Source organism: Thermoactinomyces sp. DSM 45891, assembly GCF_900119485.1.
Classification (GTDB): domain Bacteria; phylum Bacillota; class Bacilli; order Thermoactinomycetales; family Thermoactinomycetaceae; genus Baia.
This window is the reverse complement of the sequence record NZ_FPJZ01000003.1, coordinates 157810-172598: the sequence shown is the minus strand read 5'-3', so window position 1 is coordinate 172598 and position 14789 is coordinate 157810. Positions and strand designations below refer to the sequence as shown.

19 protein-coding genes and 1 other RNA gene are annotated in these 14789 nt (G+C 41.7%); 17 read left to right on the top strand and 3 right to left on the bottom strand.

Features of this window, described 5'->3' with window-relative positions:
- Positions 1-116: 116 nt before the first annotated feature.
- Entirely contained in the window at positions 117-335 is a 219-nt protein-coding gene (locus BT147_RS05615; protein ID WP_072331985.1) for a spore germination protein, read from the bottom strand.
- 139 nt (positions 336-474) lie between these two features.
- Between BT147_RS05615 and BT147_RS05610 the strand changes: the two genes are divergently transcribed.
- From BT147_RS05610 to BT147_RS05580, 7 genes are all read left to right on the top strand, one after another.
- A complete protein-coding gene (locus BT147_RS05610; protein WP_083426405.1) occupies positions 475-1230 on the top strand; it encodes a tRNA (adenine(22)-N(1))-methyltransferase in 756 nt (251 codons plus the stop codon).
- 8 nt (positions 1231-1238) lie between these two features.
- Complete coding sequence (locus BT147_RS05605; RefSeq protein WP_502688556.1) at positions 1239-2312, top strand: Nif3-like dinuclear metal center hexameric protein; 1074 nt, start codon at positions 1239-1241, stop codon at positions 2310-2312.
- Positions 2313-2370: 58 nt separating this feature from the next.
- An RNA gene (gene rnpB / locus BT147_RS05600) (RNase P RNA component class A) lies at positions 2371-2785 on the top strand.
- A gap of 190 nt (positions 2786-2975) precedes the next feature.
- Positions 2976-4046, top strand: coding sequence for a M42 family metallopeptidase (locus BT147_RS05595; protein ID WP_072332024.1), 1071 nt, complete (start codon positions 2976-2978; stop codon positions 4044-4046).
- Between the two features lie 173 nt (positions 4047-4219).
- Positions 4220-4975, top strand: coding sequence for an isochorismatase family protein (locus tag BT147_RS05590; RefSeq protein ID WP_072331982.1), 756 nt, complete (start codon positions 4220-4222; stop codon positions 4973-4975).
- Positions 4976-5070: 95 nt separating this feature from the next.
- Positions 5071-5685: a DedA family protein gene (locus BT147_RS05585; protein WP_072331979.1), complete on the top strand. Its 615-nt coding sequence runs from the start codon at positions 5071-5073 to the stop codon at positions 5683-5685.
- A 52-nt stretch (positions 5686-5737) separates the two neighbouring features.
- Positions 5738-6028, top strand: coding sequence for a 2Fe-2S iron-sulfur cluster-binding protein (locus BT147_RS05580; protein ID WP_072331977.1), 291 nt, complete (start codon positions 5738-5740; stop codon positions 6026-6028).
- A 28-nt stretch (positions 6029-6056) separates the two neighbouring features.
- On the opposite strand, the gene ftsW is transcribed toward BT147_RS05580, so the two are convergent.
- The gene (gene ftsW, locus BT147_RS05575) at positions 6057-7187 is read right to left on the bottom strand and encodes a putative lipid II flippase FtsW (protein ID WP_083426402.1); all 1131 of its coding nucleotides are present in this window, start codon (positions 7185-7187) and stop codon (positions 6057-6059) included.
- A 146-nt stretch (positions 7188-7333) separates the two neighbouring features.
- Here ftsW and BT147_RS05570 point away from each other — a divergent pair, with 146 nt between their 5' ends.
- From BT147_RS05570 to BT147_RS05555, 4 genes are all read left to right on the top strand, one after another.
- Positions 7334-7837, top strand: coding sequence for a YhcN/YlaJ family sporulation lipoprotein (locus tag BT147_RS05570; RefSeq protein WP_072331971.1), 504 nt, complete (start codon positions 7334-7336; stop codon positions 7835-7837).
- Between the two features lie 128 nt (positions 7838-7965).
- Entirely contained in the window at positions 7966-8247 is a 282-nt protein-coding gene (locus BT147_RS05565; RefSeq protein ID WP_072331968.1) for a DivIVA domain-containing protein, read from the top strand.
- 85 nt (positions 8248-8332) lie between these two features.
- Complete coding sequence (locus BT147_RS05560) at positions 8333-8740, top strand: DUF4190 domain-containing protein (RefSeq protein ID WP_072331965.1); 408 nt, start codon at positions 8333-8335, stop codon at positions 8738-8740.
- A gap of 74 nt (positions 8741-8814) precedes the next feature.
- Positions 8815-9462 (top strand): O-methyltransferase, encoded by a 648-nt coding sequence (locus BT147_RS05555; protein WP_072331962.1) that lies wholly within the window; start codon positions 8815-8817, stop codon positions 9460-9462.
- Positions 9463-9510: 48 nt separating this feature from the next.
- Here the strand turns inward: BT147_RS05555 and BT147_RS05550 are convergent, their stop codons facing one another.
- Positions 9511-9765: a PGPGW domain-containing protein gene (locus BT147_RS05550; protein ID WP_072331959.1), complete on the bottom strand. Its 255-nt coding sequence runs from the start codon at positions 9763-9765 to the stop codon at positions 9511-9513.
- Between the two features lie 303 nt (positions 9766-10068).
- On the opposite strand from BT147_RS05550, the gene BT147_RS05545 reads away from it, so the two are divergent.
- The 6 genes from BT147_RS05545 to thiI all read left to right on the top strand — a co-directional run bounded on the left by BT147_RS05545 (position 10069) and on the right by thiI (position 14764).
- A complete protein-coding gene (locus BT147_RS05545) occupies positions 10069-10629 on the top strand; it encodes a beta-class carbonic anhydrase (protein WP_143187927.1) in 561 nt (186 codons plus the stop codon).
- Between the two features lie 12 nt (positions 10630-10641).
- Complete coding sequence (gene msrA / locus BT147_RS05540) at positions 10642-11121, top strand: peptide-methionine (S)-S-oxide reductase MsrA (RefSeq protein ID WP_072331956.1); 480 nt, start codon at positions 10642-10644, stop codon at positions 11119-11121.
- A gap of 76 nt (positions 11122-11197) precedes the next feature.
- Positions 11198-11989 carry a ParM/StbA family protein gene (locus BT147_RS05535; RefSeq protein ID WP_072331952.1) on the top strand — a complete coding sequence of 264 codons (792 nt, stop codon included), beginning with the start codon at positions 11198-11200 and terminating at the stop codon, positions 11987-11989.
- Positions 11986-12243, top strand: coding sequence for a hypothetical protein (locus tag BT147_RS05530; RefSeq protein WP_072331949.1), 258 nt, complete (start codon positions 11986-11988; stop codon positions 12241-12243). Before BT147_RS05535 ends, BT147_RS05530 begins: the two co-directional genes overlap by 4 nt.
- Before the next feature lie 158 nt (positions 12244-12401).
- Positions 12402-13565 (top strand): cysteine desulfurase family protein, encoded by a 1164-nt coding sequence (locus BT147_RS05525; RefSeq protein WP_072331946.1) that lies wholly within the window; start codon positions 12402-12404, stop codon positions 13563-13565.
- A complete protein-coding gene (gene thiI, locus BT147_RS05520; RefSeq protein ID WP_072331944.1) occupies positions 13562-14764 on the top strand; it encodes a tRNA uracil 4-sulfurtransferase ThiI in 1203 nt (400 codons plus the stop codon). The genes BT147_RS05525 and thiI overlap by 4 nt, the downstream gene beginning before the upstream one ends.
- Positions 14765-14789 lie beyond the last annotated feature (25 nt).

Sequence of the window (14789 nt, the reverse complement as noted above, 5' to 3'; positions counted from 1 at the left end):
TTCAATTTTATTTCTAATGAATATTTAGCCATAGAAAAAGCACCTCCAACTATTGGATTTTAATTTCATGTCCAACAATTGGGGTGCAGTTCAATGTGAAGCAGACTTTTTTTCGACTAGAGAAATGTTCGGCCGAGTTGACTAGCAAAATCAGGATCTATATACATACTTCGTTCGTTATTCGCATTTACAGAGAAATCGCCTACAGGATCTGCTCCCCCAAGGCTGACGGAGTTATTACAAGGGTTGACTTGAACTGAGTTGCCAAGGTTTACGGTGCCCGTACTACTGACCGCAACAATTCTGACATTGAACAGGTTATTACATGTTGGCATTATGAAACGTCTCCTTTAAAATCCTTTTATATATTCATATGAACAACGCCTAGAAAAGGTACATTGATCTGATCACTTGCGTTATAATAGACCCATTCATATCAGAAGCAGACGAAGTGTAATAGGAGTGACTTGCAACGTGGAAGCAGGAAATTTACATATGAGTGAACCAGTTCATCTATCCGAGCGACTGGCGCAAATTGCCTCATGGGTTCTCCCACATAGTAGAGTGGCGGATATCGGAGGGGATCATGGTTGGTTGTTACTAGCCATTGCACAGAAAGGTCTTCTTGGACAAGGAATTATAGGAGAGGTGAACAGAGGGCCCTTTGAAAATGCTGCGGGGCGGATCGAAGCATATGGTTTGGATCAACAAATTGATGTGCGTTTAGGTGATGGCTTGTCAGTGTTGCGTGATGGAGAAGTGGATCAGGTTGTGATTGCAGGTATGGGAGGAGCTCTGATTACCTCGATTTTAGATGCAGATAAATCAAAGTTGGAATCTGTAAAGAGGCTTGTTTTACAACCGAATATTGGAGGACATCGGGTCAGACAGTGGTTAGTGTCGAATCAATGGAAGTTGGTTCATGAAGAGATCGTATACGATGCGGAGATTTACTATGAAATGATCGTTGCAGAGAGAGGAGCCGAAGGTGTATACGAAAATCAATCCATTCCGCGGCTTATCTTAGAACGAATTGGTCCGCTTTTATGGCGAAATCGTGATCCTTTATTGCATGCGAAGATGCAGGAAGAGTTAGCGCAGATGAAAAAGGTTTACAAGCAATTGTCAAATGGACAATCTGAACAGGCGATTCAGCGTCGTAGGGAATTAGAAAAAGAGATGGAAATTTGGGAGCAGGTGATGAATTGGCTATCCAAGGAGCAGAATTAATTAGATGGATGGAGATGTTTGCAAGTCCTAAGTTAGCTGTAGAAAATGATCGCATAGGTTTGCAAGTGGGGTCGATCCATGCCGAGGTAGAAGGTGTTTTAGTTACTCTTGATGTTACGGAAAAGGTGGTTGATGAGGCAATCAAACAAGGTGTCAACTGGATCATTGGGCACCATGCCATTATTTATCAACCGATGAAACAAATCTGTACAGACTCCCCAGCAGGGCGCTTATTACAAAAATGTCTAAAGCACGATATTCAGGTGTATATCGCTCATACGAATTTGGATGCAGCAGAAGAGGGCGTGAATACGGTTCTAGCAGAGAAATTGGGCCTACAAGGGTGTCGTACTTTGGTCCACCATAAACAAGATCGGCTAAAGAAATTAGTCGTATTTGTGCCGGAGTCACATGTGGATGAAGTGGAGCACGCTTTAGGCGAAGCAGGAGCAGGTGAGATAGGAAACTATAGTCATTGTTCCTTTCAAACAGCAGGGACGGGGACGTTTCTTCCGCATAGTGGTACGAAGCCATATATCGGAGAACCAGGTATCTTGGAGCGAGTAGCTGAAGTGCGCTTAGAAACAATTCTCCCAGAGAGTAAGCAGAAAATGATTCTGTCTGCCATGCATAAGGCACATCCGTATGAAGAGATAGCTTACGATTTATATATTCTTGATTCGCCGGGAAGCCCAGTTGGTATGGGGAAGATCGGAACGTTACCTGAAAGAATGACATTACAAGCATTTATTGACTTGGTAAAAAGTGCTTATCATATCCCACATCTACGATTTGTAGGAGACTCCAATCGCATCATCGAAAAAGTAGCCCTATTAGGAGGTGCCGGTTCCCGTTATATGAGAGATGCTGTCTGGCAAGGAGCGGATGTATACCTTACGGGTGATATCGATTTTCATACGGCACAGGATGCGCTCACAGAAGGGATTGCATTGGTTGATCCAGGACATCATATTGAATATGTCTCGATGCAACGAGTAGTAGATCGATTGCAGGATGCATTTGGTAGCCGAATTACGATTCAACTTTCACAAATCGATACAAACCCATTTTCTTTCCAGTAGAGGGTCAGAAAGATCTTGCGTAATGGAAAGAAATAAATGTATAATTAATGTTCTCTGGAAAGTAAACAGGACAATCGCTGGTGGAGTACCGTAAGGTCCCACGGGAGGAAAGTCCGAGCTCCGTAGGGCAAGATGCCAGTTAACGGCTGGTGGGGGCAACCCTAAGGCTAGTGCCACAGAAATGTTAGACCGCCGATGGAGGTGTATACCTCACAGGCAAGGATGCAACGGTGCGGTAAGAGCGCACCAGCAACATGGAGACATGTTGGCTAGGTAAACCCCATCTGGAGCAAGACCTGATAGGAAATCAACACGTAAGTGTAGCTGTTGCCCGCAGTGATTTCGGGTAGGTCGCTTGAGCCTACTAGCGATGGTAGGCCTAGATAGATGATTGTCACTCCAACAGTGGGAGATGTAACAAGCCATCGATTACCACTAGGAGAACAGAACTCGGCTTATTGTTTGCTTTCCAATTTGAGCTTGTAAACTAATATTATAATTGAACCCCATTTGAGAATGGGACGGTTACGAAAGATACGGCTTAGGGATTTTCCTTAGGCCGTTTTTTCGCGTTATGTTTAAATCTTATCTCTTTGTATATCCCACACTAGTTGAACACAATCTACTATTAGTGACTTTGGAATAAAGGAGAATGTATAGATGATGGATCTATTAAAGGAATTGACAGAAGCACGAGGCGTTTCTGGTTACGAGCAGGAAGTTCGGCGCATTATGGAACGAGAGCTTCGGCAGATGAAATCGAAGGTTGAGATAAAGACTGACAATACAGGAAGCATATTTGGTGAAAAAAAGGGGACTTCTGGGGGGCCTCGGATATTATTAGCTGGCCACCTAGATGAAGTCGGATTTATGGTGTCTGAGATCACTAGTAGTGGTTACTTGCGGTTTGTTCCGTTGGGTGGCTGGTGGAGTCAAGTTCTACTAGCACAACGTGTGCAGATTGTTACAGAAAAAAGGACTTTTACAGGTGTCATCGGATCGAAAGCGCCCCATGTGTTAACACCGGAAGAGCGAAATAAAGTATACCCGATGCGTGAGATGTTTATTGATGTAGGGGCTCATAGTGACGAGCAGCTAAAAGAATGGGGAATCAAGGTGGGAGATCCCATCATTCCGATTTGTCCGTTTGAAATCCTGCCCGATGACGATACTATTTTGGCGAAAGCATTGGATAATCGGATGGGATGTTATGTAGCTTTGGAAGTATTACGGCAAATTGAAAATGAGCCCCATTCCAATACCGTATTAGCAGGTGCTACTGTTCAAGAAGAAGTAGGCTTGCGTGGTGCTACCACAGCTCCTTTTGCTTTAGAGCCAGATGTGGCATTCGCCGTTGATGTAGGGATTGCTCAAGATGGTCCTGGTATGGAGAGCTTAACTAAAGCGAAAATGGGTAAAGGACCTGTCATTACCTTTTTAGACGCTACCATGATCCCAAACGTACGACTTCGTGACCTTGTCATCGAAACAGCTGAAAAAGAAGGGATCGCTTACCAAGTAGATACTATGTTAGGTGGTGGAACTGATGCAGGGAGATTCCATCTCTATAAACGTGGCTTGCCTTCCTTATCCATCGGTGTCGCTTCTCGCTACATACATAGCCATGCTTCTATGGTGAGCAAGCAAGACGTACAAGACTTGATCCGCCTACTTGTGGCGGTGACGAAGCGTTTAGACATGGAACAAGTGAAAAATTTAACTGACTATCTATAGAGAAAACAGTGACTTGATCTACTCATTGGTAGTTTCAAGTCACTGTTTTCTAGATGGTTAGAAGCAAGAGAGATACATTGCCCCTAGCTAACGTGTTTACGTAGTCTCAGAAAGTGGTATCTTTATGATGAAGTGTGTACTTATAGCTGGAATCTAGAAAGGAGCCAATTTCTTTGACAAATATAAACACACATCACGAATTCCTAACTTATATCCAAAACAATGTACAGCAGTCCCCTACTTGGACCGTTGATGAACTTTTGACCAGAGCAGGGGAAGTAGAGAATTTGTATTTAGTGTATGTAGACATTATCAAAGGTTTTTGCGACGTCGGTCCTTTATCAAGTTCGAGAGTTCGAGAAATGGTACAACCCGTCAAACAACTAACTGACTCCTTATTAGAGAGGGGTCTCTTACCATCTAATCTAATCTTTCTCCATGATGCTCATCCAGAACAGGCAGTGGAATTTAATTCATTTGTCCCTCACTGTGTACATGGAACCGTAGAGGCGGAGATTGTAGACGAACTTCGATCCTATCAAGATCTACCAGGTGCCCAAACGTATTCCAAAAATGCAACAAATGGACTATTTGGTGTAAATCAGGAGGGAATCCCTTTTCATGAAACCGTAAAAAAGATCTTCGATCGAAACGCCAAAAGTACATTTGTCATGGTAGGAGATTGCACAGATCTTTGCATCTACCAAAATGCGATGGGAATTCGGTTACTTGCCAATCAACAGAATGCCGATGTAGAGGTAATTGTACCGATTTCCCATGTAAGAACGTACGATCTTCCAATTGATGTAGCCAAGGAAATAGGTGCGTTTGCCCATAATGCCGACTTTTTCGATATAGTCTTTCTCTACCATATGAAGGCAAATGGTATCACATTAGTCACAAATCTGTTGGAAAAGAAAGAGGTATAAGGGATTTCTTTCTTCCCCTTAGTGGAATGCGAAATGAGTTTGTGTTATGTTATCTGTAAGTTATCTTGTATGTTATAGGAAATTGGAGTGCTTTCATGGAACAACAACTGGCTGACCTACTACAACACTATGGATACATAGGTATTTTTTTGTTTTTGGTACTTGGAATCGTGGGGCTTCCGTTGCCCGACGAAATTATGATGACATTTCTAGGTTATCTCACTACGACTGGGAAGCTAAACTTGTCCCTTACGTTTCTTAGCGCTTTAGCGGGGTCAGCTTCTGGGATAACCATCAGTTATATACTAGGTTCAAGGTTTGGTTATCCCTTTTTAAAAAAATATGGACCTCGTATTTTTATCACTAGAAGGCGATTGATTTTTGCTCAACTTATGTTTCGGAAATATGGAAATTGGCTATTATTCGTTGGATATTTTATCCCAGGAGTCAGACACGTAACGGCGTACCTTGCTGGGATTTCTGGAATGCGATTTACTCGTTTTGCCTTATTTGCATATACAGGTGCGATTTTCTGGTGTGCTACGTTTATTGGTATGGGACACATATTGGGGAATAACTGGGAAGTGGCTTTTAACTACCTTCATAAATATAGTCAAGAGGCGCTTTTTATTGTCATTCCGATAGCCATCATATGGCTGATTTGGTACTTGTACCGTGCAAATCAAAGAAAATCAATACATACAAAATAGCAGATAAGCTCTATCACAACAGGTGATGGGGCTTTTCATTGGGGGAGCTATCATGCCAAAAGTACAAGTTATGTCCGATGGTACATTGTTTCAATATGAGGCGACAGAGGGAAGTAATTTTTTATTAGAAGCGATTTCGGAATCCATTCCAATTCCTTTCAAATGTACAAAAGGAAATTGTGCTAAATGTTATGTGAAAATCACCTCTGGGAGCGATCATTTGAGTGAACCGACTGAGCGTGAATATCATCATATTGGTGACGAGGGCCTGACTGAGGGGAATCGCTTAGCGTGTCAGTGCTTTGTATACGGTGATGTAGAAGCAGTAATTGAACCACGATAAAAAAGCTCTCCGAGGCTGGAGAGCTTTTTTATGTGTTTAAAGGTGTTTCTTTAACGGTTTTTGTATTCGCTTTTTTGGATGAATAACGAGAAATGTTTAGTAGCATTCCCATTGCAAACAGCTTAATAATGAGTGCCGAGCCTCCGTAGCTGATAAAGGGAAGTGGGATTCCAGTTGCTGGTAGTAAAGCTGTGACTACACCTAGATTAAAAATCGCTTCAATTCCAATTAACGTGACGATGCCTACACCAAGTAATGTACCAAATTGATCAGGTGCTCTTGCTGCAATTAAGATACCCCGAATGATTAAGGTAAGGAACAAGAGGATCATAAATAGCCCGCCAATGAAGCCAAGTTCTTCTGCAATGATGGAGAAGATAAAGTCCGTATGTGCCTCTGGTAGATAATCTAGCTTTTGAATGCTATTCCCCAGGCCTGCACCCAATAGCCCTCCAGGACCAATTGCATATAACGAGTATACAGTTTGCATTCCTTCACTTAATGCGTACTTGAAAGGGTCCCAAATCGCCATAATCCGATCTATTCGGTAGTCCCTTATAAATAGAACGCCCAATGCTACAGGGATAATCGTTGCGAACATCCCAAATAGGTGTCGTACTCTAGCTCCGGAGCAAAAAATAATGGCCAAACAAGTGGTTAGAACAATCATCATTCCGCTGTAATGTGGCTGAGCCAATAATAAGCCACAGATGAAGCCGATTACGACAAGAGGAGGGAATAGCGCTTTTGAAAATTGATTCATGACACTTTGTTTTTTCACCATAATAGATGCCGTGTAGATAATCATAACGATTTTTGCAATTTCGGAAGGTTGAACCGAGACAGGTCCAAATATAAGCCACCGTTGTGATCCATTAATCTCTCTGGCAAGAAAAAAGACAGAAATAAGCAAAGGTACCGTGATCAGTAGAAATTTCCCAATGTGTTTTCGATAAAAGGTGTAGGGAATATTGATTGCAATAAAAAAGGCGAGAAATCCCAATCCTGTAAACATTAATTGTTTTTGAAAGAAATAATATGAATTTTGATAGTCAACTAATCCTTTATAATAGCTTGTACTAAACACCATGATGAGTCCAAAGCCTACTAACAGAAAGATTACCAATATAAGCCAAAAGTCTGGCTTCCCACGCTTCATACTCACGACTCCTTTAATGAAAACTATATAGAAACGATTATACCAAAATCTTCTAGTCAAACACAAAGTTTGTCACCTGATTGGCTCATGATGTGCCTCCATCCTGTTCATACTAAGCGCAAAGGATAATAAATGGAGGAATGAACATGGGACTGCCCCGTATTGGTAAGGTATTTGTACTAAGTGTTTTTTTGGTGTCGAGTTCAATAGGATGCGCTGTTTACTCCAGGAAAGAATCAAATCACTTGAACGATCCAAACTATAATCCTATTAAAATTTCAGCCCCTGAGAATACGAATCAAGGGAGGAATCCAGCATTTCAACAAGATGAGGGGATTGAGGAGAAAATCCAAAACCTTCCTAAGGTGAAAGATGCTACAGTACTCCTTACAGGAGAAACGGCTTATGTAGGTTTACGTATGGAGCAAGATTTTACTCATTTTACGATGACTCCGATGATGCGAAAGAGAGTAACGGATGTAGTGAGGCAAGCCAGACCTGAAATCCGTAGCGTGTATCTGTCGGTTCAACCAGATTTTGTGAAAACCGTAACCGATATAACGGAGCAAGCTCGCAACAACAAACCAATGAATGACTTCAATCAACAACTAAAAAATATTATAGAGCGATTTTCACTCTCTCCTGAGTGAGGATTAACAGAGACTAGGACTAATGGCCTAGTCTTTTTTATTTCTAATTTGTTCTTATATTGAAGTTGTTGATTTGTTTGTTTTCGTTATAATAAGTACTATACAAATTTCGAGGGAAGTGGAGAGCGATGAAACGAATCACACCTACGGATATTATTAATAAAGATTTTAAAACAGTACTTCGTGGCTATGATGCAAAAGCAGTAGATGAATTTTTGGATATCATTGTACGTGATTATGAGGAAGTTCTACATGAAAATGAACAGTTAAAGAGAGAACTTTCTAAGGGAGGAGGGGCGACGTCTTCGAGAAGGGAGCAGATGGCTGTCCCTGATTTATCCGAATATGATGAGATTATTAGAGAAATGTTAGCACGTATCGATAGGCTTGAAAAAAGAGTACTTCGTTAAAGATGGAATAATACAAAAATGAGACTTTGCCTTCGTATAGTTCCTTTTCGATGTGGACACAATATCGAAAGGGAGGAATGTGCGAATGGATCATTTTGAAAATAATAATCAACCACGATCAGATACATCATTTGAGCCAGATAGTAAGACTGATCTTTCGATACATGATGATGTGGAGATTGCACAAGAAGTAGGAATTTCACCACCAGGCTATTCGGTGCGTACGGAACGTACTCGAAATGATAGGGTCTCGGATGATTTAAAGGAGACAAAAGGACCGCGTACCCCAACACTTGCTAAATTGGGCATCGCCTCTATCTTGATTTCAATCCTTTCCTTTTTTATCATCCCTTTTATTTTAGCGCCGATCGGGATTGTACTAGGAGTGTTGGCTCTTCGGTACGATGATCGTTTGGGGTGGTATGGAATTGGAATGGGTGCAGTGGTTTTGGTGCTCACTACCCTCATTTTACCTATGATGATATATAGCTAAGAGTCGTCCCATTGTGCTAGTCTTGGTGCAGTGGGATTTTTGTATTTTGTTGCAACAAGGGAGACTAGTGAAATATGGAACAAAAGAAAATAGAACAAGCTTATATTCAAGAGTTGTATGTACAAGAAGATGACTTATTAAAATCAGTCACCACTGGATTAGTGGAAAATGGACTACCACTTATTTCAATACCACCAGAAGTAGGTAAGGCCATTTATCTTTTGGCTAAGATTTCCGGTGCGAAACGTGCCTTGGAGATTGGGTTACTGGGCGGATATAGTACCATTTGGTTAGCGAGAGGAATGGGGACTGGTGGAGAGGTGGTAAGTTTAGAGCTAAAAGAAGAACATGTGGACTTTGCCCGTCAAAACTTATCACGTGCTGGCTTGCTGGACCAGGTCTCTATCTTGGTGGGAGATGCATTGGTGATATTGGATCAGCTAATCGGTAATAAAGAGAGATTTGACTTTATGGTAATTGATGCCGATAAAATTAATTATCCTCTCTATATTGAGAAAGTCCTGCAATTGGCTGATCCAGGGGCGATTCTCTGTTGTGATAACCTATTTTTTAACGGACGGATTTTTAATGAAAAAGATGCCAGAAACCCTGCTCCTGCGGCAGTGCGAAAGGTAAATGAAATCCTATCGTCCCATCCGCGTTTGGAGGCCATTTTATTTCCGATTGGAGATGGGCTTGGGGTTGCGAGGGTGAAAGCATAATAAAAACAAACCCTCGCGCTTAGTTGGAGGTTTTGTCTTTTTTCTTCTTTAGTTTTTGGATGTTCCTTTTTTTTTAGGAAATAATTTAAGAAGAAAGGCATCTGTCTTCTCTGCTATTTTTGGATATTTTGTGCGGAAACGATGTAAGAGTCGTGCCGCCCAAGGGGAAGTTTGAGATAATATGCTCAGACCTACTAGAATAAAGAGGATTCCTTGTAGAAAGGGAAGGACACAACCGATAACTCCTAATACTAAGAAGAAGTATCCTAGAATGTTTAGCCATAGTTTTTTTCGCGCTGTCATAAGAGTTAATCAGCTCCTTACCTTTTTTAGATCGTTACTAATGTTTTTAGTATATCTAAAAAAAATTAATGGGGACAACCTTTTCTTTTTGTCTATTTGACGAACATGCTTTTCTATTCCCTGGGATGGGCTAGCTAAACATAGATGGTGCTGTTTTTAAGTATCCAAATATTAGGATATCCTTAGAAGTGCGCCTCATGTAATGCTTTACTTAGGCGAGCTGTGGAGGAGTTAGTTTGTTATAATGAATACAAAGTATTTTTCTTAGGTAAAACATTCAGTCTAATGGGAGAGGTGTTAAGATTGAGTAAGTTAGAAGGGATTTTAGCCTATAATGACAAGTTTGTACGAAGGAAAGAATATATGCCTTATCAAACGGGGAAATATCCGGGGGACAAGATATTAGTTGTTACGTGTATGGATACCCGATTGTTAGAATTATTACCTAAAGCGATGAATCTTCAAAATGGAGATGCGAAAGTGGTAAAGACGGCGGGTGCTCTGATTACGAGTCCATATGGATCGGTGATGAGAAGCATTTTGGTCGGTGTGAGTCTATTAGCTGTAGAAGAAATATTTGTAATCGGCCACCATGATTGTGGCATGATTGGCTTAGAATCAGGTACGGTGCTAGAGAGGATTAAACAAATGGGGGTCAAGCAAGAAGATCTTGATTCGGTTTATGACCAAGGTGTGGATGTGGAGAAGTGGCTGTGTGGATGCGGAAAGGTGGAAGAAGGGGTTATGCAAAGCGTAAGAATGATCCGCAATCATCCGCTGTTTCCTAGTAATATACCTGTCCATGGACTAGTAATTGATCCAAACACAGGGAAACTAGACGAGGTCGTAAGAGGATATGAGTAGGGGGTTGTTTCCATGTCGCAATTAGAAAAAGCAACATTTGGAGCAGGATGCTTTTGGGGTGTGGAGGAAGCGTTTCGTGTGATTCCAGGAGTTACACATACGGCAGTAGGCTACATGGGGGGATTGACTTCTTCTCCGACTTATCAAGAAGTCTGCACAGACCAAACAGGGCACGCTGAAGTGTTAGAAGTCAAATTTGACCCAAACGTAGTTTCATATGAGACTCTTTTACAAGTATTTTGGGAAAATCATAATCCGACTACATTAAATCGGCAAGGGCCAGATGTAGGATCTCAGTATCGGTCTGCAATCTTTTACCATTCTGAGCAACAAAAAGAATGGGCCGAAGTTTCGAAAGCGGAGCTAGATGCATCAGGAAAATGGAAAAATCCAGTTGTAACGGAAATCACGCCAGCTACTGCTTTTTATCGTGCAGAGGAATATCATCAGCGGTATCTACAAAAAAGAGGACTAGGCTCCTGCCGTCTTTAAAGAGTAGACATCATAAAATCAATCTTTCATATTGCTTGCCCCCGTTTCATATACATGAAATCGGAGGGGGATAGCGATGTTAGTAGCAATTGATTGCGGTAGAAGCTTTGTAAAGGTACGAACCGAAAATCGCACGTTTATGTTTCCTAGTAAAGTGAGTGGTTGGCGAAAGCGTAACTATCGCCAAGAGCTTGAGGGTGATATAGAACTTCAGTATCAAGGTAAGAATTGGTTTGTAGGGAATTTGGCAGAACGAGAAGGGGAGTTTACTCGGCAAGCCATGCAAGAAACCAAAGCAGTAGAAGAGACACTTCTTCTTGCCTTGACAGGGATCCATCTGTCTGGAGCTCAGGGAACGGTTGATTTGGTAACGGGATTACCCATCAGCAACTATACGGAAAAAGAGCGGGAATCGGTTCGGCAGCTGTTAGAAGGTCATCATGAGGTAACGGTGAACGGACAGACGAAGCGCTTTTATGTACAACGGGTATATACTACCATCGAGGGTGGTGGAGCCTTTTTTTCCGCACCTCGTGCTGGTTTGGTGCGAATTGTAGATGTTGGCGCAAAAACAACGAACTATGTAACATTTAAAGATAAGGTTTTTATTGATCGAGAATCAGGAACAATCCCCGTTGGTTGGGAAACGGTTCGAGAATCTAATGCAAGAGAAATGGCTGATATGATTGCAGCTCATGTGTCAAAAAGCTGGAACTCTGATGATGTGGTTTTATTAATCGGTGGTGTTGCCCTACATCTAGAACCGTACATACAGTCCCATTTTCGATATGCTTTTGCCATGAGTGATCCACAAACAGCCAATGTCCGTGGATACTATGAGGTAGGAAGGGCGCTGATAACATTATGAATGGTCGTCAATCAGCCCCTTCAGGCTCATCACAAAAAATGCTGACGGTTACATTTGATATATCGGATCCATTAGAAAAAGATCTTTACATGTTTATCCATCAAAAGACCGATAACTTTGGTAATTTAGCAAAACATTTGTTATTTGCGTGGCGACATGGATACCAAAAGGGAAGTGGGAACCAGTCCCCCAAGATAGCAGATCCTATTACTAAGAAAAACGAAATTCGTAATAGCGGATTGCCATTTGGCTGATGATTGGCAAGAAGATCCTATAGATAGGCATCTGCCTGTCTTTTTTATTGAGTGTTGAAATGTAAAATGTGGGATACTCTTTATGAGACAAACCTTATCGAATGGACATGACTGTGTTATGATATTTGAAGCTATTTTAAGGTAAAGGGAGTGCTCGTGTGATTTATCTTGATAACAGTGCAACCACTCCAGTCTATCCAGAAGTGCTGAAGATGCTGACAGATGTCACAGAGCAATGTTATGGGAATCCTTCCTCTTTGCATCATTTGGGAGTGAAGGCAGAACGATTAGTTGAACAAGCCAGAAAAGTGGTCGCTGAGGCACTTGATTCAACCCCACAAGAGGTTCTTTTTACATCAGGTGGTACGGAAGCGAATAATATGGCGATTCGTGGCATCGTGGAACAGTACCAAGGAAGGGGTCAGCATATCATTACCACAATGGTGGAGCATCCTTCGGTGTTTGAAGTGTTCACTTATCTAGAGAAAAAAGGATTTCGTGTTACGTACTTACCTGTAGATAAGGTAGGTCGTATTCATCTACATGATTTAAAAAAAGCGATGACGGATGAAACGATCTTGGTCTCGGTGATGCATGTAAATAACGAAGTGGGCACAGTGCAACCGATTGAAGAGATCGGTGTCATGTTGGAACAGTATCCAAAGGCACTTTTCCATGTGGATGCAGTCCAATCCTATGGGAAAATTCCGTTATCGGTTCGTAAGGCTAAGATTGATGCTCTTTCATTGTCTGCTCATAAGCTACATGGTCCCAAAGGCATAGGGGCTCTGTACCTGAGAAAGCAAGTGACGATTAAGCCGTTAATAATCGGTGGAGGGCAAGAGAGTGGTATGCGAAGTGGTACACAGAATGTACCCGGAATTGCTGGATTAGCAAAGGCAACCATCCTAGCAATCGAAGGACAAGCCAGACGGATGAACCAGTTTCAACAATGGAAAGACCGATTTATCAAAGAGGTCGTGGACAAGCTAGATCATGTTATGGTAAATGGAGATCAGACTCCAGTCGGTGGAGCTCCTTACATTATTAATTTATCTTTTCCGGGGATGAAGTCAGAAGTGTTAGTTCATGCATTGGAACAGGAACACGTACTGGTTTCTAGTAAATCAGCTTGTTCATCTAAGAATGAAAAGTCGAGTCGGGTCCTAAGTGCGATGGGGCTTTCGAATGAAGCCGCCACAAGTTCGATTCGAGTTAGCATGGGTTATCAAACAGAGGAACAAGATATAATGGATTGTGCGTACGCATTGGCACGTGTGGTTCCAAATTTACAACAAGTGATGAAGGTGCGGAGAAAATGAATGTGAATTGTATCCTGCTCCGTTACGGAGAGCTATCCTTAAAAGGGAAAAATAAAAAAGACTTCGAAGAACGTTTGGTACGTAATATTCGCCAAAAGTTAGAGCGTTTTGACGGAATTAAGGTAAGTAAGCATTTTGGAAGACTCTTTATCGAACTGGGTGATAATCCAGCTGATCCCATTATAGAAGAATGTAAAGATATATTCGGACTCGTTGGATTTAGTCCGGCGTTGCGTGTACAAACAGATCTAACAGTGATAAAAGAAGCAGCGCTCCATTTACTACAGAGTCAAGGAGATCGTGTAAAAACCTTTAAAGTAGGATGTAAGAGAGCAGATAAACGATTCCCTATTGGATCTCAAGAAATGAATCAGCTAGTAGGTGGGCACTTGCTGGCTCATACGAATTCTCGTTATAAAGTGGATGTTCGTAATCCAGATCTTTTTGTCCATGTTGAGATTCGTTCTATGCAGGATACATATATATATGGGAATGATATTGCTGGATTAGGTGGACTGCCTGTTGGAACGAGTGGACGGGTTCTTCTCCTACTTTCGGGAGGGATTGATAGCCCTGTTGCTGGATATCTGGCTTTAAAACGTGGCGTGGAACTTCATGCGATTCATTTCCATAGTTATCCCTTTACAAGTGAGCGAGCGAAGCAAAAAGTAATGGACTTGGCACAGCAGCTTACCCGATTTGGTGGAAGAGTCCGTCTGCATGTAGTTCCATTTACAGAGATACAAACCGAAATTAATAAGCATTGTTATGAATCATATACGATTACTATTATGAGGCGTTTTATGTTACGTGTTGCCGAAGCAGTAGCGAAGAAGAATAGCGCACTTGCATTAGTGACGGGTGAAAGCTTGGGGCAAGTTGCGAGTCAAACGCTAGAAAGTATGACTGCGATCAATGCTGTAACCAATATGCCCATTTTACGCCCGGTGATTGGATGGGACAAAACCGAAATCATTGATATCTCTAAGAAAATCAATACGTATGAGACTTCTATTTTGCCGTATGAAGATTGTTGTACCATTTTTACCCCGAAAGCACCTAAAACAAGGCCTGATGTAGAAGTGTGTGAACGCCTAGAGATTAAATTGAATGTAGAACAACTTGTTCAAGAGGCAGTAGAGGGTGTAGAGGTCATCGATTTCTCTGCGCAAAATGAAGAAGAGGTATCTTTCTTCTAAGGTGAGGTATATATTTATTTCGGTA